Source organism: Streptomyces sp. NPDC007971, assembly GCF_042958635.1.
Taxonomy (GTDB): Bacteria; Actinomycetota; Actinomycetes; order Streptomycetales; family Streptomycetaceae; genus Streptomyces.
The window spans coordinates 61,924-81,181 of sequence record NZ_JBIBJK010000022.1; the positions used below are offsets into that span (position 1 = coordinate 61,924).

Genomic DNA, 19,258 nt, shown 5'->3' on the forward strand with positions numbered 1-19,258 from the left:
TTGAGCCTCAGCTACCGCCAGCCCGGCGTCGTCCTCACCGACCGCCGCTTCACCGTGCCCCTCGACCACGGCGACCCGGGCGGCGAGACCATCGAGCTGTTCGCCCGTGAGGCCGTCGCATGCGACAAGGCGGGGCAGGACCTGCCCTGGCTGGTGTACCTGCAGGGCGGCCCCGGCTTCGGGGCGAACCGTTTCATCGGGCGTCAGGCCTGGCTCGACCGCGCGCTGCAGGACTACCGCGTCCTCCTCCTCGACCAGCGCGGCACCGGCCGTTCCACGCCCGCCACCCGGCAGACGCTGCCCCTGCGCGGCACCCCCGCCGAGCAGGCCGACTACCTCACCCGGTTCCGCGCCGACGCGATCGTCCGCGACTGCGAGGCCATCCGCCCCGAGGTGACGGGCGGCGCCCCCTGGACCGTCCTCGGCCAGAGCTTCGGCGGCTTCTGCACGGTGTCGTACCTCTCCCTGGCCCCCGAGGGAGTGCGCACCGCCGTCGTCACCGGTGGCCTGCCCTCCCTCGACGCCCACGCCGACGACGTCTACCGGGCCGCCTACCCGCGCATCGAACGCAAGGTCGGCGCGCACTACGCCCGCTACCCGCAGGACGTCGAACGGGTCCGTCGCATCGCCGACCACCTCCTGACCCACGACGTCGTCCTGCCGAACGGCTACCGCCTCACCGTGGAGGCCTTCCAGTCCCTCGGTCTCATGCTCGGCACGAGCGACGGCAGCCACCGCCTCCACTACCTCCTGGAGGACGCCTTCGTCCGCACCGCGGGCGGCCTCGACCTGTCCGACGCCTTCCAGGCGGAGGCCCAGGCCCTACTCTCGTACGCCGGCCACCCCCTCTACGCCCTCGTCCACGAGACGATCTACGGCCAGGACGGCCGTCCCACCGCCTGGGCCGCCGAGCGGGTGCGCGCCGAGTTCCCGCAGTTCGACGCGGCCAAGGCCCTCGCCGGGGACGCCCCGGTGCTGTTCACTGGCGAAACGGTTCATCCCTGGATGTTCGACACCGACCCGGCCCTGCGGCCGCTGCGCGAGACGGCCGAACTGCTGGCCGCCCGCACCGACTGGCAGCCCCTGTACGACTCCGCGCGCCTCGCCATCAACGAGGTCCCGGTCGCCGCGGCGATCTACCACGACGACATGTACGTGGACAGTGCCCACTCCCTGCAAACCGCCCGTGCCGTCCAGGGCCTGCGGACCTGGGTGACCGACGAGTTCGAGCACGACGGCCTGCGCGCGGGCGCGCCCCGTGTCCTGGACCGGCTGCTCGCCATGGCCCGCGACGAGGTGTGACGGACAGCCGCGCGGGCGGGCCGCCGGCCCCGCCACCGTCTGCCGCAGAGCCTGCCGGTCCGCCCTGATCGCGGGGTGCCGGCCGGGCGTGGTACTCACTCGGCTTCGGGTGTGCCCTCGCCGCGGGACGGCCGGTGGCGGCACCGCCCGCGCGGGCCCGGACGCAACACGACCAGCCGCCCGGCCGCAACACGACCAGCCGCCCGGCCGCGACACAACCAGCCGCTCCGCAAATGGAGTTGCGGGCTTCGCCGGGCCGCATAGTCTGCGCCCATGACCGAGCCGAAGATCACCCCGCTGGAACCGCTGCCCGACGACTGGCAGCGTGCGCTCGCCGTGGTCGCCCACCCGGACGACCTGGAGTACGGCTGCTCGGCGGCCATAGCCGCCTGGACCGAAGCCGGCCGCGAGGTCGCCTATGTCCTGGCGACCCGCGGCGAGGCCGGTATCGACGGCCTGGACCCGGCCGTCTGCGGCCCGCTGCGCGAGCGCGAGCAGCGGGCGAGCGCTGCCGCGGTCGGCGTCACCACCGTGGAGTTCCTGGACCACCGGGACGGAGTGATCGAGTACGGCCTCGCTCTGCGCCGGGACATCGCCGCCGCGATCCGCCGTCACCGCCCCGAACTCGTCCTCACCCTCAACCACCGCGACACTTGGGGCGGTGTCGCCTGGAACACCCCCGACCACCGGGCGGTGGGCCGCGCCACCCTGGACGCGGCCGCGGACGCGGGCAACCGCTGGATCTTCCCGGAACTCGCCGAGCAGGGGCTGGAACCCTGGAACGGTGTCCGCTGGGTCGCCGTGGCCGGGTCGTCCGCTCCCACCCACGCGGTCGACGCCACGCCCGGACTGGAGCGCGCGGTGCACGCCCTGCTCGAACACCGCACCTACATCGAGGCGTTGACCGACCAGGACCCGCAGACGTACGCCCGTGACTTCCTGACCGGGCACACCCGGGCCGCCGGGGAACGCTTCGGCGGCCGGCCGGCCGTGGCGTTCGAGGTGTTCGCCAGATGACCGACCCGCGACCCACCCCTTCCCACTAGACGTAACGCGACCCGTCACTTCCCACAAGACGTAGCGCGACCCGTCACTTCCACAAGACGTGACGCGGCCCACCACATCCCACAAGACGTAACGGGGGACGACATGAACGGCACGGACCTGCTCGCGGACCGCTTCGAGGAACACCGCGGTCAGCTGCGCGCGGTGGCCTACCGGATGCTCGGCTCGCTCGCCGAGGCGGAGGACGCGGTCCAGGAGGCGTGGCTGCGGCTCGCCCGCACCGACGCGGACGGCATCCAGAACCTCGGCGGCTGGCTGACCACGGTCGTCGGCCGCATCTGCCTGGACATACTGCGCTCGCGCTCGGCCCGCCGCGAGGAGCCGATGGACGAAACCTACGTCCCGGATCCGCTGGTGCGGCCGCTGTCGCGGGTGGACCCGGAGTCCGAGGTGCTGGAGGCCGACGCGGTCGGGGTCGCCCTGCTCGTCGTCCTGGAGACGCTGGAGCCCGCCGAACGGCTGGCGTTCGTCCTGCACGACATGTTCGCCGTGCCCTTCGACGACATCGCCGCCATCGTGGAACGCACCGCGGCCGCCACCCGGCAGCTGGCCAGCCGGGCCCGCCGCCGGGTCCAGGGGGCCACGCCCGCGGCCGACCCCGACCTCGGCCGGCAACAGCAGGTGGTCGACGCCTTCCTCGCGGCTTCGCGAGGCGGCGACTTCGAGGCGCTGCTCGCCCTGCTCCACCCGGATGTGGAACTGCGCGCCGACGCGGGCGCCCTGGTGCGGGGTGCGGCCGCCTCCAAGGCCGTACGCGGTGCGCGGGCGGTGGCCGAACAGGCCGCGACGTTCTCCCGGCTCGCCGGATTCGCGCGGCTCGCGCTGGTCAACGGCTCGGTGGGCGTGGTCACCGCGCCCGAGGGCCAGCCGCTGTCGGTCACGGCGTTCACCGTCGTCGACGGCAGGATCACCGCGATGTACATCCTTGCCGATCCCGACCGCCTGGCCGGGCTGGCCCTGCCCCCGCTGGGGCCCTGACCGGCCGACCGGGTCGCCCCGCCGGCGGGCCCGCCCGGCCTGCCGGGTCGCGTCGCCGACCAGGGCGACCCGGCTGCCGTCGGGCGCCTGCCCGTCGGGCGGCCACCCGACGGTTGCCCCCCGGCCCCGCCCCTTGCCCTTGCCCCTGGCCTTCGCCCTGGCCCTCGGCCCCGGCTCTGCGCTCCTGCCCGTCGGCGGCCCGACGGTGACGGTGCGTACCCGGGTTCCGGTCACCCGCCGACCGGGAGGTTTCGCAGGTCAGTAGGCTTGACTTCATGCCGGACCAGACCACCGACACCGCCAGCCTGCGCGGCGACTGCGCCCAGTGCTTCGGGCTGTGCTGCGTCGCCCTGCCCTTCGCCGCCTCCGCGGACTTCGCCCTCGACAAGCCCGCGGGCAAGCCCTGCCCGAACCTCGGGGGAGACCACCGCTGCGGTATCCACACCCGCCTGCGAGAGAAGGGCTTCACCGGCTGCACGGTCTACGACTGCTTCGGCGCGGGACAGAAGGTCTCGCAGATCACCTTCGGCGGCCAGGACTGGCGTACCGGGCCGAAGGAACAGGCCCGCCTGATGGTCGAGGTGTTCCCCGTCGTCCGCCAGCTGCACGAACTGCTCTGGTACCTGACGGAGGCGCTGGGCCTGGAGGCCGCCGCGCCCGTCCACGCCGACCTGCGCCGGGCCCTGGAGCGGACCGAAGGGCTCACCCGGCAGACCCCCGAGGAGCTTGCCGCGCTGGACGTGGCCGCCCACCGGCAGGAGATCAACGTGCTCCTGCTGCGCACCAGCGAGCTGGCCCGCGCGGGGGTGGCCGGATCCAGGGGCAAGAAGGGCAGGGCGAAGGACCGCCGGGGCGCCGACCTCATCGGGGCCCGTCTGCGGGGCGCCGACCTGCGCGGTGCCAGCCTGCGCGGCGCCTACCTCATCGCCGCCGACCTGACCGGCGCCGACCTGCGCGGTGCGGACATGATCGGTGCCGATCTGCGCGACACGGAGCTGAGCGACGCGGATCTCACCGGCGCCTTCTTCCTCACCCAGCCGCAGCTCGACGCGGCCCGGGGCAACGCCGGTACCAGGCTGCCGGGTTCACTCACCCGTCCCGTGCACTGGACAGCGGGCTCCTGACCCCACGCCGTCGTCCGGGACCATGACCGGTGCGGCGGGGCGCGCGGCTGCGGGGCGCCGCTCCAGGTGCAGCCGCAGCCCTTCCGGGATCACCGTCAGGCGTTCGGTGACCCGGAGGCGGTAGTCCGGGTCGGGCCGCAGCTCGTAGCGGCGCAGCAGCAGGCCGAGGACGAGGGTCGCCTCGTGCAGGGCGAACTGGCGGCCGATGCACGCCCGTGCGCCGGTCCCGAACGGTTTGAAGGTGTGCGGGGGACGAGCCCGGACGGCCTTGGCGTCGAACCGGTCCGGGTCGAACCGCTCGGCGTCCTCGCCCCACACCTCCGGGTCGCGGTGCAGCATCGCCGTCAGGACCAGCGCCCACGCACCGCGCCGCATCGGGTGCTCCCCGGCCAGCACGGTGTCCTGCCGGGCCTCGCGCGCGAAGGCGGGCGCGGTCGGCCACAGCCGCAGCGACTCGTCCAGGACCCGGCGGACATGGCGGAGCTTGGCGACCTGGTCGTAGCCCGGCTCGGCGGTGTCGCCCCACACGCGGTCCACCTCGGCACGGGCCAGGGCGGCGACCTCCGGGTGCCGGGCGAGGTAGTGCAGGGCGAAGGAGAGCGCGCCCGAGGTGGTCTCGTGGCCCGCCACCAGGAACGTGATCACCTGCTTGCGGACGTTCTCGGCCGACAGCCGTTCCCCGGTCTCGGGGTGGGCCGTCTCCAGCATCCGGTCCAGCAGGTCCCCGTCCCCGCCGCCGGACCGGCGCCGGTCCGCCACCAGGCCGTCGACCGTGCGGTTCAGGTGGGCTATGTCGGCCGCGTTACGGCGGGCGGGGGCACGCAGCAGCAGCGGGGCCAGCGGCACGGGCACGCTGTTCAGCCGCTGCGCGTAGGTGAGCGTGCCCACCATGGCCGTCACGAAGGGGTGCGGCCGCTCCCGCTCGAAGGAGCCGAAGTCGTGCCCGAACCCGGTGCGGGCGATCGTCTCCAGGGTCAGCTTGGTCATGTCGCCGGGCACGTCCACCGCCCGTCCGGCGGCCTGCTCCCGGTCCCAGTGGCCGGTCAGCCGCCCCGCGACGGCGAGCATCATCCCGTGGTAGCCCTCCATGGCCTCCCGGCTGAAACCGGGCGCCAGCACGTCGTGCGCCAGCTGCCAGTTGGGCTCGTGGTTGTACGCCGTGAACAGCCCGTCCCCGGCGACCGGACGCAGGTTGGCGACCCCGAGGCCCACGTGTTTCGCGAACCGGGACTCGTCGGCGATGTCGGCGGCGAGTCGCGCGCCCCACAGGAACACGAACTCGTTGCCGAACGCCCGGCGCCGGAATATGGGGCCCAGCCGGCGGCCGATGCGCAGCGAGTCCTGCAGGGGACGGCGCCGGTCCACGCCGAGCACGTCGCCGAGCAGCGGAACCCGGTGCGGCGGATGGGGAATGCGGTGCAGCTCCGGCCAGCCCTGCTCGGCACCCCGGAAACCTTTCGGCAGCCCGGCCTCCGTCGTCTCCGCCATGGCGCGATCTCCCTTGGTCCAGCGGACGGGTGAACCTGTGATCCGACACGTGTTGTACGTGGGTTCAATAGCGCGGTTCAGTGTGTGCCCCTTGTTGAACCGGCGTCAAGTAAAGTGACGTCATGCCCGCGAACCAGGGGGAACGCGTCCGTCGCAGACTCAGCACCGAGGAGCGGCGCGAGCAGTTGCTGTCGGTCGGGGCACGCCTGTTCTCGGAGAGTCCCTACGACGAGGTGTGGATCGAGCAGGTCGCTGAGATCGCGGGTGTCTCCCGAGGGCTGCTCTACCACTACTTCCCGACCAAGCGGGACTTCTTCGCCGCGGTCGTGGAGCGCGAGAGCGAGCGGATGCTGCGCATGACGGCGGCCGTGCCCGGGATTCCGGCGCGCGAGCAGCTCGGCACCGGCCTCGACACCTACCTCGGCTACGTCCAGGCCCATGCCCACGGCTTCCGTGCCTTCCACCGTGCGGATGCGGCCGGCGACCAGGTCGTACGCCGTGTCTACCGGCGGGCCCTGGCCGCCCAGGAGGAGCAGATCCTCGCCGCGCTGGCGGCCGACCCCGAGTTCGGGCCCCTCCTGGAGAGCGCCCCTCACGTCCGCCTGGCCGTGCGCGGCTGGCTCGCGTTCACCACGGCCGTCTGCCTGGAGTGGCTGCGCGACGGCGAGCTGACCCGTGAGCAGGTGCGCGACCTGTGTGCGCGGACCCTGCTGGGCGCCATCGCCTGACCCCGGCGCGGACAGCGGCCGCCCGCGCATCCGGACGGCCGGCCGTCCGGGCGGCGCGTGCATCGGCCGGCCGTGCATCCGGACGACCCCGGCCCGCGACGTTCTCGTCGCGGTGTGGTTGGCGTGCGCTCGGATCTTCGATAGGTTAGGCAAGGCTTACCTAAGGAGGTCTCGGGATGGGTGACACGCAGGACTGGGCGGCCGGACCCGGTGCGGCGCAGCAGGCACGGTCGGTGCTGGAGGCCGCGTGGTCGTGCGCGGTGACCGCGGACGGTGCGCGCGAGGAGTACGTCGGCGCGCACTCCGTGACCGAGGGCGGCGCCGTGCTGCTGCACGTGCCCGAGGACAGCGCCCTGTTCGCCGCCGCGCTGTGCGCTCCGCGCGGGGAGCCCTCCGCCGTGCTGGAATTCGCGGACGTGGCCCCGGTACCGGTGCGCCGACGGATCCGGGCCCGGCTGTGGCTGGCCGGCTGGTTCACCCCGGACGAGGGACGCCTGTTCTTCAGGGCCACCCGGGTGGTGCTGCGCCGGCCGTCCGGCGCGGTTCTCGTCGAACTCGACGAGTTCGCCGCCGCCCGGCCCGACCCGCTGGCCGCCGCCGAGGCCCAGCTGCTGACCCATCTCGCCGACGCCCATCCGGACGCCGTCGAGCGGCTCACCCGGCTCGTGCGGCCCGAGAGCCTGCACGCCGTGACCCGGGTGGTGCCCCTCGCCGTGGACCGGCACGGGCTGACCCTGCGCATCGAACGCACCCGCGCCCACGGCGACGTACGGCTGCCGTTCCACACGCCCGCCGACGACGTCGCGCAGCTCACCGAGCGCATGCACGCGCTGCTCACGCAGGCGAGCGCCGCCGTCTGCCCCCGCGCGCTACAGCGGCAGCGCGCAGACGGCGACGGGTGAGGCGAACGGCTCGCCCGCCTGACGCAGTTCCCCGCTCGCGGCGTCCACGTGGAAGACGCTGACCGTGCCGGAGCGCTGGTTCGCCGCGAACAGCAGCCGGCCGTCGGGCGAGAAGGCGATCTGCCGCGGGAAGTCGCCGGCCACCGGTACCGTGCCGAGCAGCCGCAGTCGGGCGCCGTCCGCCTCGACGGCGTAGCGCGCGATGCTGTTGTGGCCCCGGTTGGCGAGGAAGGCGTAGGAGCCGTTCGCGGTCACCAGGAGCTGGGCCGGGTAGTTGGTGCCTCCGGCCGAGCCCGTGGACTGGGGATCGCCGATCGTGAGGCGGCCGGTGGCCGGGTCGTAACCGCAGACGGCGACCGTGTCGTCCACCTCGTTGGCCAGGTAGGCGTACCGGCCGCCCGGGTGGAAGGCCAGATGGCGCGGGCCCGCGCCGGGCCGGGTGTGGGCCTGGGCCGCCTCGGTGAGCGTGCCCTTCGCCTGGTCGAGGCGGTAGGAGTAGACGGTGTCGGTGCCGAGGTCGACGGCGAGGACATGGCCGCCGTCGGGTGCGGTGATGAACTGATGGGCGTGCGGGCCCTGCTGGCCCGGACCCGGCGGCGGGGTGGTGTGCGTGACCAGGTCGGTGCGCTCGCCGAGGGCGCCGGAGCTGTCGACGGGGTGCACGGCGACGCTGCCCGACTGGTAGTTGGCGCTCAGCAGCCAGCGGCCGCCCGGATGGACGGACAGATGGCAGGGCCCTGCCCCGCCCGTGCTCCGGGCGCCGAGGATCCGCCGGTCCGCCAGGCGCACCGCGGTGACCGACCCGTCCTGGCGCTCGTCGACCGCGTACAGCGTGCGGCCGTCCGGGTGCAGCGCGAGGTACGACGGGTCGGGCACCCCGGTGAGCGTCCCCGAACCCGTGATCCGGCCCGTGTCCGGGTCGTAGGAGGCCAGCCCGATGCCGGTGCCGCCGCCCTCGACGGAGGTGTAGGTGCCCAGGAGGAGGGGGCGGGCGCGGGGGTCCGTCCGGGGCGGCCGAGCCGCGGGCCGCTGTTCGGCCGCCGGTGCGCCGTCCGCGATCGGAGCCGCCGGAGCGGGCACCGTCACCACGGCCGCCGCGCCCGCCACGGCCCCGACGAACCGGCGTCTGCTCCAGCCTCCGCGCGCCGCCCGCGCGTCCGTGTCCATGCCGCACCTCAGGTCGTCGGTTGCCCCGGTCGTGACAGCCACCCTGGCGCCAAACCACTGTCAAAGGCAAGAAGGGCAATGAGCGTTGCGCAGCATGCAACGCTCTCGGGCTACCAGTCCCCGTCCTCCACCGGTCTGCCCTGGGCGTCCTTCAGCGGTGTCACCTGGCCGGGGGACGGCTGCTGCCAGGGGTCCAGATCGTCCCCGAGCCAGTCGCCCACCGGCTTGACGGCCTCCAGGGTGTCCGTGGGGGCGAGGTCCTCGGCGTCCTCGTCGTAGTAGTCGTACCAGGGCAGTCCCGCGCTCGTGTACGCCGCCCGGTCCACCGGCGACGCCGGGGGCGCCTCGCCCGTGATGCGGCGCCACTCCGGGGGCGTGACCAGATGGACGAACACCCGCCCGGCGGGGGTCTCGGACCAGTCCGTGAGCGGCCGGTCGTCCTGGTAGACCTCCTGGAGCATCGAGCCGCCGACACCCAGGCCCATGGCCGCGGCCTGTGGCCGGGGCGCGGCCGCGGGAGCCGGCGGGGGTCCGCCGGGGGCGGCCGCCGCCATCGGCACGGGCCCGCCGTAGCCGCCCATCGGCGGCGGGCCGCCGAAGCCGCCGGCGGCCCCGCGCGTCCGGGCGGCGCGACTCTCCCGCTCGCGCCTTTCCCGCTCCCGGCGCCGCCACTCGGCCAGGGCCTCCTCCTTCAGGGGGAAGGACTGCAGCTGGACCCCGCCCCACACCTCCTCGCCCGTGACCTGTCCCTCCACGGTCGCGCCCAGACCGAGCGGCACGGCGACGAACTGGCGGACCGTCCCCGTGCCGGAGTTGATGCCGTCCAGCCAGGGCTGGCGGGGCAGCACCACGTAGTTCTGCGGGTCGCGGGAGAGGCGCTCACGCCACGGTCTGCCGGAGACCGCGCACACCTTGCCGACGCCGACCTGCAGGGCGGCCGGTTCCGCCGTACCGGCGAAGCTCAGCCACATCGCCTCGCGGAGGTACACCGGCAGCATCACGCCACCGCGCGCCAGCCACTGCGCCGGGACCCGGTCGGCGTGGTCGGCCACCCGCCGGACCGGGAACTCGCCGAGCCCGGGCGGCAGCGGATGCGTGCCCGTCTCGGGCAGCCGCAGCGTGCGCACGAACCGGACCGCCACCCCGCCCGGCAGCCGCAGTGTGTTCCCGTCGATCCGTACGGCGGCCTCGGCCATCGGCCCGCTCCTTCGCCTCTGGTGCCGGCCCCGCCCCGGCACTCCTTACTCAGAACGTTGGCCGACCCCCGTACGGTTCCGCCACAGCTCCTCCTGCACGCCGAGGCGCTCGCGCAGCCGGGACATCCGGGGCAGTTTCGCCCGCTGCTCCCGGGACACCCGGTCCAGTTCCTCCAGCAGGCGGCGGGTGCGGTGCTCGGTGTCGAGCTCGTCGATGATGCGGTTCACCTCGGTCAGCGCGGCGCCCATCAGCTGCCAGTTCGCCCAGTCGTCGCGGACCTCCTCCCGGAGCAGCTCGGCCAGCCGGTCGCGGGTGCCGGCCGCCGTGCTCAGCTCGGCCGTGAGGCGCGCCTCCGCCGATTCGGCGTTCTCGCGCAGATGGGTGGTGACCAGCACCGCGAAGCTGACCACCGCGTCGGCGATCTCGGACAGCAGCTGTTCCATGACCGCCCCGGCCGGGGGCGGGAACAGCGGCTCGGGCCCGCGGGCCTTGGCCAGGTCCGTGAAGGTGCGGGCCAGCACCCGCAGGACGACCGTGCAGATCTCCAGCGTGTCGAGTCCGGTGCGCAGCACGACCCGGTTCAGCAGCCCCTCCTTGACGCGTGGATTGAGCCGCAGACTGTCCTCCGCCTGCCGCAGCGCCGCGTCCACCCGGACGATGTCGTGGTCCAGCCGGCGTGCCTCGTGCAGCCGCTCGGCCGCCCGCTGCCAGGGGAACCGGCCCGCGGCCTCCTCACCCATCCGCAGCATCAACTGACGCACCCTGCGCGCGAGGCCCTCGATCGACTCGCCGGCCTGGTCCACCCACACCGGGGGCGGCAGCAGAAGGTTGCAGGCCATTCCGACGACTGCGCCGATCAGCGTCTCCACGATCCGCGCCCAGGCCGTGAACCCGACGGTGGTGACCCCGAGCACCAGCATGGCGCTGATCGCCACCTCGGCCACGTACTCGTCGACGCGCACCAGGTGCCCCACGGCCAGCGAGGCCACGATCAGCAGCGCGAGGCTCCACCAGGTCAGCCCCACGAGCAGGCTGAAGGCGATGGCGACCAGCACCCCGGCCACCACCGAGTTCACCCGGCGGATGCCGTTGGTGAGAGTGGCGTAGAAGGTGACCTGGACGACCAGCAGCGCGGTCAGGGGCGCGGTCAGCGGGGCCGGCTCGGGGCTCAGGCGCAGCGCGACGACGTAGGCGATCGTCGCCGCGGCGGCCGACCGCAGCGTCTGGACGACCACCGGCTCCCGACGGCGTCCCACCAGGCTCAGGAGTCGCTCGCTCCACTTGCGTACGACGTGCATCCCTTGGCCTGTTCCCGTTCCGCACGCGGGGCGAACGTACCTTCACCGCGTCGGGGCGGCCCGGTTGCGCGAGCGGTAGCCGGCGACCTTGGCGAGGTTGCCGCAGCGTTCCATCGAGCACCAGCGGCGGCGCCGGGCCTGGGAGTCGTCCAGGAACAGCAGGGAACACTCCGGGTTCCCGCACTTCTTGACCCGCTCCAGCAGCGGGCCGCCGACCAGCAGGACGGCGTCCCGGGCCACGGTCGCTAGGGCAGCGCGCGCCGGATGACGGGCCGCCCAGCGCCGGGGCCCCAGCTGGGGGGCGAGATCCGGCCGGGCCGCGAACTCGTTGACCAGCCGCACGTCGTCCGCGTCCGGCTCCTGCCCGGCCATCGCCGAGCGTACGACGCGATGGACCGCCTCGCGCAGGGTGCGGGCCTCGGTCAGGTCCCGCGCGGTGACCGGGAGGGGACCGTCCTCGGCGGACAGTCCCGCCTCGGCGATCCAGCGGGCCAGGGCACCGGGGTCGGGGAGCCGCTCCACGGGCGCGGCGTGCCGTTTGCCGAGCGTGGCGACGAAGTCCAGACAGGGGCGGCCGCCCAGGAAGGGGAAGGCGAGCGCCGGGTCGGATGGCTGGGGCATGGGATCAGCCTACCTCGGTGACACTGCTTCAGGTGGTGACTTGACACCGGTTGAAGCGGTGTCGCACCGTTACACCTGTTCAACCGGTGTGAAGCAGATCCTTCTGAGACGGGACGGTGTGGGATGCGTGCGGTGCGGATCGAGGAGTTCGGCGGGCCCGAGGTGCTGGTGCCGGTGGAGGTGCCGGACCCGGTCGCCGGGCCCGGTCAGGTGCTGGTCCGGATCGAGGCGGCGGGGGTGAACCGCGCGGACGCGCTGGTCAGGGCCGGCAAGTACCACCGGGCCGGACGCCCGCCGCTGATCCCCGGTGTGGAAGCCGCCGGAACCGTGGCCGCGGTGGGGGAGGGGGTGGCAGGGCTTCGGGTCGGGCAGCGTGTCATGGCACTCGACGGCATCGACTCACCCGGCTTCTACGCCGAGTACGCCGCCGTCCGCGCCACCCGCGTGACCCCGCTGCCCGACGGGGTGGACCCGGTCGAGGCGGCCGCCCTGCCCGTGGCCTGGCTCTCCGCCTGGTACTGCCTGCGCCGCCTGGCCCGGGTCGGCAAGGGGGACACGGTCGTCGTGAAGGCCGCGGCGAGCGGTGTCGGCACCGCGGCCGTGCAGATCGCCGCCGAGGCCGGGGCGCGGGTCCTCGCCCTCGCCGGATCGGCCGAAAAGGCCGCGTGGGCCGGGCGGTTCGGCGCGGCCGAGACCGTGGACACCTCCCGGCACGCGGACGAGGCCGAGGTCGAGGAGGTGCTCCGGCTGACCGGCGGGCGCGGTGCCGATGTCGTCCTCGACACCGTGGGCGGCCGGGCCTTCGGGCACAGCCTGCACGAGACGGCGCACGGCGGCCGGGTCGTCGCGCTCGCCAACGTCGCCCTGGAGCCGAGCACCGTCGACACCCGCGACTTCTACCCGAAGAACATCGCGATCCTCGGCTTCCAGCTGACCAACCTGCAGATCCACGGCTGGGACCCGCGCCCCGACCTGCGCGAACTGGCCGAGCGGGCGGCCGCGGGCGCCTACCGGGTGCCGGTCGAGACCGTGCTCCCGCTGTCCCGGGCGCGCGCCGCGCACGAGCGGCTGGAGAGCCGGGACAACCGGGGCAAGATCGTGCTCACCCCGGGAGCCTGACCGGCACCGTCCGCCAGGCGTGCAGTGTGCCGAGGCGCCTGCACGGGCGGTCCGTCGGGCGTGGAGCTCGGCGAGCGGCGTGGGTCGGGGGTTCGTCGGGTGTGGAGCCTGGCGAGGGGCGTGGTCCGGCGGTCCGTCGGGTGTGGAGCCTGGCGAGGGGCGTGGTCCGGCGGTCCGTCGGGTGTGGAGCCTGGCGAGGGGCGTGGTCCGGCGGTCCGTCGGGCGCGGAACCTGGTGAAGTGCGTGGTCCGGCGGTCCGTCAGGCGCGGAGCTTGGCGAGGAACGCGGACAGACGGTCCGTCAGGCGGGCGATCTGCTCCTCCAGGGTCAGGCTCTCCTCGAACCGGGACGCGGAATCCGGCAGCTTCTTCCCGCGCACGTACAGCGAGCACGCAAGGTCCGTGCACATGTACACCCCCGCCGAGTTGCCCTCGCGGCCCGCCGTGCCCGCCTTCCGTGCGGTCATCAGGGACACCCCGCCCCGGGGGTGCGTCGTCAGGCAGACCGAACACATGCTGCGGTGCAGGAACCCGCGCTGCGCGGCCGGGAAGCGCAGGGCGACACCGGCGAGCCGTCCGTCCCGCTCGGCGACCAGATAGCTGCGGTCGGGGGCCCCGGGATCCCGCCAGCCGAGGAAGTCGAGGTCGTCCCACGGGCGTTCACCGAGGTCGCGCGGGACGACCAGGCGCTTGGCCTCCCCCTTGGAGCAGTTGATGAACGAGTTGCGGATGTCCTGCTCGGTGAGGGGCTTCATGGGGAGGGGTCCTTCCGGATACGGGGCCGTGATGAACCTAGGGTCTCTAGGTTCACGGCTAGCCTAGATAGCCAGGAGGAGGACGGGCCAATGGATTTCCGGCATGTGCCGCCGTCGCGCGACCGGTGGGCGGCGGACCATGTGGCTGCAGGGGCGTCCGGGTGGCCGCCCAGCCCGGGGAGGGTGGCGGGTACCACCTCCAGGACCTGAAGAACGATCCGGCACACGCCCGCAGGCCTCGGTGCACCCGAGGGTGCGGGCACGTCCTACTCGACGCCGCTATCCGCCGGTCGCGGCTGCGGGGGCCACACCCCCGGCACGAGCACCCCCAGGGCGTAGGCGCGGGCGACCAGTTCGGTGCGGTTGGCCGCGTTCCAGCGGGCCGACAGGCGCCGCAGGTGATAGGTGACGCCGTCCTTGCTGAGCCCCAGCTCGCGTGCGGCCCGGGCCGTGGTGGCGCCCTGGGCCAGCAGCGCCAGCACCCGGCCCTCCACCGACGTGACCGCAACCTGCTCCGGTGCGCGGCGGACGGTGCGCTCACCCTGCACCCGCAGCATCACCAGCAGCGCGGGCGTCATGTCCACGCTGTCGCTCACCGGATCCGCCGTCAGCTCCCCGTACCGCTCCGCACCGCCGGGCGCGCTCCAGCGCACGGACACCTGGTAGCGCGAGCGGCGCCGCATCCGCAGCGCCTCGGCGATCCGCTCCACCTGCGTGGTCTCCTGCGGCCGGAACAGCTCCAGTACGTCCCGGCCCCGCAGCCGCCCCGGCGTCGTACCGCACTCCGCGGCCATCGCCGGGTTGGCGAGCACCACCTCGCCGTACACGTCGCACACCGCGACCGGCACGGCGACCCGGTCGAAGAGGGTCAGCGCACGGTTGCGCCACACCACCGCATCGGCCCGCTCTGCCTCCACCTGCACCTCCCGGTCTCCGCCCATCCAAGACGGGCGGCCAGGTCACCGGCAACTTCACGGATCCCGTGGAGGCGATGTGCACAGGCGGTGCCGCGTCGGCCGTGCCGACGGCGCGCAAGCCCTCGTGCCGACTTTCGACTGCACGATCGTGTAGTGCCGCGGCCCGGAGGCCCCTGCCCGGTCGACCACCCTGGACCACAGGATTCCGTTCTGCGAAAGGCGGTTGTCGCGCCATGCCCCCCACCGCACTGCACCCCGAAACGGCCGGCTCCCTGCCGGGCGTCCCCGTCGTGGACATCACCGCCACCGGGCCCGGCCACACCCCTCTCCAGCAGGTCATGGAGCTGATGCGCACCCACGGACCGGTGCTGGTGCGCCGGCTGCACGAGCGCGAGGCGCTGTTCGTCGCCGATGCCGACCTGGTCGCCGACCTCGCCGACGAGGAGCGGTTCGCCAAGCACATCGGGCCCGCGCTGGAGAACGTGCGCGCCTTCACCGCCGACGGCCTGTTCACCGCCCACAACGACGAGCCCAACTGGGCCAGGGCCCACGACATCCTCATGCCGGCCTTCGCGCTCGGCTCGATGAAGACCTACCACCCGGTGATGCTGAAGGTGGCCCGCAGGCTCATCGACTCCTGGGACCGCGCCGCCCGCGCCGGACACCCGGTCGACGTCCCCGACGACATGACCCGCATGACCCTCGACACCATCGGCCTGGCCGGATTCGCCTACGACTTCGGCTCCTTCGAGCGGGCCGAGCCGCACCCCTTCGTCGAGTCGATGGTGCGCTGCCTGGAGTGGGCCATGACCCGCCTCGCCCGCACCCCGGGCGAGGACCACACGGCCGCCGACGCAGCCTTCCGCGCGGAGGCCGACTACCTCGCCGGGGTCGTGGACGACGTCATCGCCGCCCGCACCGGGACCGACCAGAGCGCGGCCGAGGACCTGCTCGGGCTGATGCTCAGCGCCCGCCACCCGGCCGACGGCACCACGCTGGACGCGGCCAACATCCGCAACCAGGTCATCACCTTCCTGATCGCCGGCCATGAGACGACCTCCGGCGCCATGTCCTTCGCCCTCTACTACCTCGCCAAGCACCCGGCCGCGCTCCGCCTCGTCCAGCGCGAGGCCGACGCGCTGTGGGGCGACACCCCGGACCCCGAACCGGAGTACGAGGACATCGGCCGCCTCACCTACACCCGCCAGGTCCTCAACGAGGCGCTCAGGCTGTGGCCGACGGCCGCCGCCTTCAGCCGGCACGCCCGCGAGGACACGCTGCTCGGCGGGCGGGTGCCGCTGCGCGCCGGACAGGCCGTCACGGTGCTCACCCCGATGCTGCACCGGCAGCCCGTGTGGGGCGACAACCCGGAGCTGTTCGACCCGGAGCGCTTCACACCCGAGGCCGAGGGGGCCCGCCCGGTGCATGCGTTCAAGCCCTTCGGGACGGGTGAACGCGCCTGCATCGGGCGGCAGTTCGCGCAGCACGAGGCGACCATGCTGCTGGCCATGCTGGTCCACCGCTACCGGCTGCACGACCACGCCGACTACGCGCTCACCGTGAAGGAGACCCTCACCCTCAAGCCCGAGGGCTTCACCCTCACCCTCACACCGCGCACGCCCGCGGACCGGATCCACGCCCCGCTGCCGGGCACCGCGACCACCTCCGGCACCCAGGCACCGGCCCCGGACACCCTGCCGGCCCGCGTCCGCCCCGGTACCGGCACGCTCTTCCTGCACGGCAGCAACTACGGCACCTGCCGTGCCTTCGCCGCCCAGCTCGCCGACGAGGCCGCCGCCCTCGGCTGTGCCACCGAGGTCGCCGCCCTGGACGACTACGCGGACGGCCTGCCCACCGACCGGCCCGTCGTCATCACCGCCGCCTCCTACAACGGCCGCCCCACCGACGACGCCACCGCCTTCACCGCCTGGCTCGACCACGCCCCCGACCTGAGCGGCGTCACCTACGCCGTCCTCGGCGTCGGCGACCGCAACTGGGCCACCACCTACCAGCACATCCCCACCCGCATCGACGCCCGCCTCGCCGAACTCGGCGCCACCCGGCTGACCGACCGCGCCGCCGCCGACGCCTCGGGCGACCTGACCGGCGCCGTCCGCGACTTCACCGCCCGGCTGCGCATCGCCCTGCTCCAGGACCACGGCGACCCCGACGCCGCCCCCGGCGCGGCGGGCGAGCCGGCCACGGCGTACGAGGTCCGCGCCCTCGCCGGCGGCCCGCTGGACGCCCTCGCCGAGCGGCACGGGCTGCTGCCGATGACCGTCACCGAGGCGTACGACCTCACTGCCCCGGGCCACCCGCGCACCAAGCGGTTCCTGCGCGTCGCCCTGCCCGACGGCATCACCTACCGGACCGCCGACCACCTGACCGTGCTCCCGGCCAACGCCCCGGACCTCGTGGACCGCGCCGCCGCCGCACTCGGCGTCGACCTCGACACCGTCCTGGACATCCGGGCCACCCGCCCGCGCCGCGACGGCCTCGCCGTGGACCGTCCACTGACGGTACGTCAACTACTCACACAGCAGGTTGAGTTGCAGGAACGCCCGACCGCGCGGCAGCTGGCCCTGCTCGCCGAGGCCAACCCCTGCCCGCCCGAGCGCGCCGCCCTCGCCGCCCTGGGCGACGACGACCCGCGCACCCTGGTGGAGATCGCCGAGGACCACCCCGCCCTGCGCGGTGCGCTCGACTGGCCGCACCTGATCGACCTGCTGACGCCGATCCGGCCCCGCCACTACTCGCTCTCCTCCTCCCCGGCGGCCGACCCGCGCCACGCCGACCTGATGGTCTCCGTCCTGGACGCCCCCGCGCGATCCGGCAGGGGCCGCTACCGGGGCACCGGCTCCGGACACCTCGCCTCCCTGCGGCCCGGCGACACCCTGTACGCCCGCATCCAGCCCTGCCGGGAGGTCTTCCGGATCGACGACAGCACGCCCGTCGTGATGGTCGCCGCGGGCACCGGCCTCGCGCCGTTCCGTGGGGCCGTCGCCGACCGTGCCGCGGCCCGTGCCGCAGGCGTCCGACTGCCCGCGGCCCTGCTCTACTTCGGCTGCGACGCCCCCGACGCCGACTACCTGCACGCCGGTGAACTCCACGCCGCCGAGAAGGCCGGAGCCGTGTCGCTGCGACCGGCCTTCAGCGCCGCCCCGCGCAACGGCGCCCTGTTCGTGCAGCACCGCATCGCCGCAGAAGCCGACGAGGTCTGGGAGCTGCTGACCGCCGGGGCCCGTGTGTACGTCTGCGGCGACGGCGCCCGGATGGCACCCGGCGTGCGCGAGGCGTTCCGCACCCTGTACCAAAAGCACACCCCCGGCGCCGACGACACGGCGGCCGGCCGGTGGCTCGACTCACTGGTGGCGGACGGGCGTTACGTCGAGGACGTGTATGCGGCCGGGTGATCCGCCGCCGGGAGGCCGGCCCCGGTGCGCGTCACGACGAAGACGGCCTCCTGCCTGCCCGCCTCCTGCCTGCCGGCCCGGCCACGGACGGCCGGGCCGGCAGGCAGGGGCGGTGCGGGTGTGCTCCGGGCCGCGGCCCTAGCGGGCGCTGCCGATGTTCCGGTCGGCCTCGGAACCTTCGAGCATCAAGGTGGTCTCCTCGATGCGGATGAACCGGCCGTCGGGCGCGAGGTCGGCGAAGACGTAGACCTCCGTGGTCACCGTCGAGCCGTCCTTCTTCGTGATGTACACGATGTGCCGGTCGGCGTACTTGCCGCCGTCGTACAGCTCTTCCTGCACCTCGACACGGCCGTCGGCGACGAGGGTCCGCACATGGGAGATGTGCTCGACGAACTCCGCGCGGTCGGCCCACTCCCCGTCGGTGCGCTGGCGGTACTCAGGGGTGAAGTGGCGGTCGACGGCCTCCAGCACGGTGAGGTCGCTGTTGAAGATGAGGTCGGTAAGGGCGGCCTTGATGTCGGGGCGGGTCATGGGAGTTCCCTTCGAGAACACGAATCAGGATGGAGATGCGTGCGCCACGCACGCTTCGTCTCGAACTGTAGCACTCAATGCGTGCGCGGTGCACGCTATTCTTGAGGGGTGACGAACGAAGTAGGACAAGACATCGCCGACGCGCTGGGCATCCTGTTGCGGCGCGGTACGCGCGCACAGCTGCACAAGAGGCTGACCGAAGGCATGGGGGAGGCGGTGGACGAACTGACGTACCCGGTCCTCAGTGCGCTCGCCCGGACCGGACCCCGCAGTGCGGCAGACCTCGCCCCCGACGTCGGCCTCGACCGCTCCGGGGTGACCCGCAGGGCCTCCCGGCTGGAGGCCGCCGGACTCGTCCGCCGTGAGCAGGACCCCGCTGACCGGCGCGCCCATCTGCTCGTCCTCACCGAGCAGGGCGATCGTGCCGTGGCCGAACTGCGCACACGGCTGGCCGACCACATCTTGGCGAGTCTGTCCTCGTGGCCGCCGGACGAGGCCGAAACCTTCGCCCGCCACCTGCGCCGCTTCGCGGTCGAGGGGCCTTTCGGCTGAGGGGACCCGGTCCCGGTCCCGCGCCGCCCGCCGCGCCGAGGTGTGCGGGGGGCCGGTGCGGCGGAACGCGTCCATGTCGCCCTCGCTTAGCTCACTACGTGA

At 73.9% G+C, this 19,258-nt stretch carries 17 protein-coding genes; 9 read left to right on the top strand and 8 right to left on the bottom strand.

The genetic code is table 11. The features are described from left to right. The 4 genes from ACFZCP_RS36045 to ACFZCP_RS36060 all read left to right on the top strand — a co-directional run bounded on the left by ACFZCP_RS36045 (position 1) and on the right by ACFZCP_RS36060 (position 4,469). The gene (locus ACFZCP_RS36045; RefSeq protein ID WP_391436669.1) at positions 1-1,302 is read left to right on the top strand and encodes an alpha/beta fold hydrolase; all 1,302 of its coding nucleotides are present in this window, start codon (positions 1-3) and stop codon (positions 1,300-1,302) included. Between the two features lie 273 nt (positions 1,303-1,575). Further along, the gene (locus ACFZCP_RS36050) at positions 1,576-2,319 is read left to right on the top strand and encodes a PIG-L family deacetylase (RefSeq protein ID WP_391436675.1); all 744 of its coding nucleotides are present in this window, start codon (positions 1,576-1,578) and stop codon (positions 2,317-2,319) included. 132 nt (positions 2,320-2,451) lie between these two features. Next, positions 2,452-3,345 carry an RNA polymerase sigma factor SigJ gene (sigJ, locus tag ACFZCP_RS36055; protein ID WP_391436680.1) on the top strand — a complete coding sequence of 298 codons (894 nt, stop codon included), beginning with the start codon at positions 2,452-2,454 and terminating at the stop codon, positions 3,343-3,345. Between the two features lie 275 nt (positions 3,346-3,620). Continuing rightward, a complete protein-coding gene (locus tag ACFZCP_RS36060; protein ID WP_391436683.1) occupies positions 3,621-4,469 on the top strand; it encodes a pentapeptide repeat-containing protein in 849 nt (282 codons plus the stop codon). Here ACFZCP_RS36060 and ACFZCP_RS36065 read toward each other — a convergent pair. Continuing rightward, positions 4,431-5,957, bottom strand: a complete 1,527-nt coding sequence (locus ACFZCP_RS36065) for a cytochrome P450 (protein WP_391436687.1) — start codon at positions 5,955-5,957, stop codon at positions 4,431-4,433. The genes ACFZCP_RS36060 and ACFZCP_RS36065 overlap by 39 nt on opposite strands. Before the next feature lie 122 nt (positions 5,958-6,079). On the opposite strand from ACFZCP_RS36065, the gene ACFZCP_RS36070 reads away from it, so the two are divergent. Both ACFZCP_RS36070 and ACFZCP_RS36075 read left to right on the top strand, forming a co-directional pair. Further along, the gene (locus ACFZCP_RS36070; RefSeq protein ID WP_391436692.1) at positions 6,080-6,685 is read left to right on the top strand and encodes a TetR family transcriptional regulator; all 606 of its coding nucleotides are present in this window, start codon (positions 6,080-6,082) and stop codon (positions 6,683-6,685) included. Between the two features lie 176 nt (positions 6,686-6,861). Further along, the gene (locus ACFZCP_RS36075) at positions 6,862-7,587 is read left to right on the top strand and encodes a DUF2470 domain-containing protein (RefSeq protein ID WP_391436699.1); all 726 of its coding nucleotides are present in this window, start codon (positions 6,862-6,864) and stop codon (positions 7,585-7,587) included. Here the strand turns inward: ACFZCP_RS36075 and ACFZCP_RS36080 are convergent. The 4 genes from ACFZCP_RS36080 to ACFZCP_RS36095 all read right to left on the bottom strand — a co-directional run bounded on the left by ACFZCP_RS36080 (position 7,555) and on the right by ACFZCP_RS36095 (position 11,870). Continuing rightward, complete coding sequence (locus ACFZCP_RS36080; protein WP_391436703.1) at positions 7,555-8,754, bottom strand: beta-propeller fold lactonase family protein; 1,200 nt, start codon at positions 8,752-8,754, stop codon at positions 7,555-7,557. The genes ACFZCP_RS36075 and ACFZCP_RS36080 overlap by 33 nt on opposite strands. 110 nt (positions 8,755-8,864) lie before the next feature. Then, positions 8,865-9,950, bottom strand: coding sequence for a hypothetical protein (locus ACFZCP_RS36085; RefSeq protein WP_391436707.1), 1,086 nt, complete (start codon positions 9,948-9,950; stop codon positions 8,865-8,867). A 45-nt stretch (positions 9,951-9,995) separates the two neighbouring features. Beyond that, positions 9,996-11,249, bottom strand: coding sequence for an aromatic acid exporter family protein (locus ACFZCP_RS36090; RefSeq protein ID WP_391436709.1), 1,254 nt, complete (start codon positions 11,247-11,249; stop codon positions 9,996-9,998). Between the two features lie 42 nt (positions 11,250-11,291). Continuing rightward, positions 11,292-11,870 (bottom strand): ABATE domain-containing protein, encoded by a 579-nt coding sequence (locus tag ACFZCP_RS36095; protein WP_391436712.1) that lies wholly within the window; start codon positions 11,868-11,870, stop codon positions 11,292-11,294. Positions 11,871-11,993: 123 nt separating this feature from the next. On the opposite strand from ACFZCP_RS36095, the gene ACFZCP_RS36100 reads away from it, so the two are divergent. Further along, entirely contained in the window at positions 11,994-12,989 is a 996-nt protein-coding gene (locus tag ACFZCP_RS36100; RefSeq protein WP_391436716.1) for a zinc-binding dehydrogenase, read from the top strand. Positions 12,990-13,248: 259 nt separating this feature from the next. Here ACFZCP_RS36100 and ACFZCP_RS36105 read toward each other — a convergent pair whose 3' ends face one another. Both ACFZCP_RS36105 and ACFZCP_RS36110 read right to left on the bottom strand, forming a co-directional pair. Continuing rightward, a complete protein-coding gene (locus ACFZCP_RS36105; RefSeq protein ID WP_391436719.1) occupies positions 13,249-13,743 on the bottom strand; it encodes an FBP domain-containing protein in 495 nt (164 codons plus the stop codon). A 266-nt stretch (positions 13,744-14,009) separates the two neighbouring features. Next, complete coding sequence (locus tag ACFZCP_RS36110) at positions 14,010-14,660, bottom strand: PAS domain S-box protein (RefSeq protein WP_391437120.1); 651 nt, start codon at positions 14,658-14,660, stop codon at positions 14,010-14,012. A gap of 233 nt (positions 14,661-14,893) precedes the next feature. Between ACFZCP_RS36110 and ACFZCP_RS36115 the strand changes: the two genes are divergently transcribed. Next, a complete protein-coding gene (locus ACFZCP_RS36115; protein WP_391436724.1) occupies positions 14,894-18,073 on the top strand; it encodes a cytochrome P450 in 3,180 nt (1,059 codons plus the stop codon). Positions 18,074-18,211: 138 nt separating this feature from the next. Here ACFZCP_RS36115 and ACFZCP_RS36120 read toward each other — a convergent pair whose 3' ends face one another. After that, entirely contained in the window at positions 18,212-18,604 is a 393-nt protein-coding gene (locus tag ACFZCP_RS36120; RefSeq protein WP_391436727.1) for a nuclear transport factor 2 family protein, read from the bottom strand. A 108-nt stretch (positions 18,605-18,712) separates the two neighbouring features. On the opposite strand from ACFZCP_RS36120, the gene ACFZCP_RS36125 reads away from it, so the two are divergent. Beyond that, entirely contained in the window at positions 18,713-19,156 is a 444-nt protein-coding gene (locus ACFZCP_RS36125) for a MarR family transcriptional regulator (protein WP_391436733.1), read from the top strand. Positions 19,157-19,258: the final 102 nt, after the last annotated feature.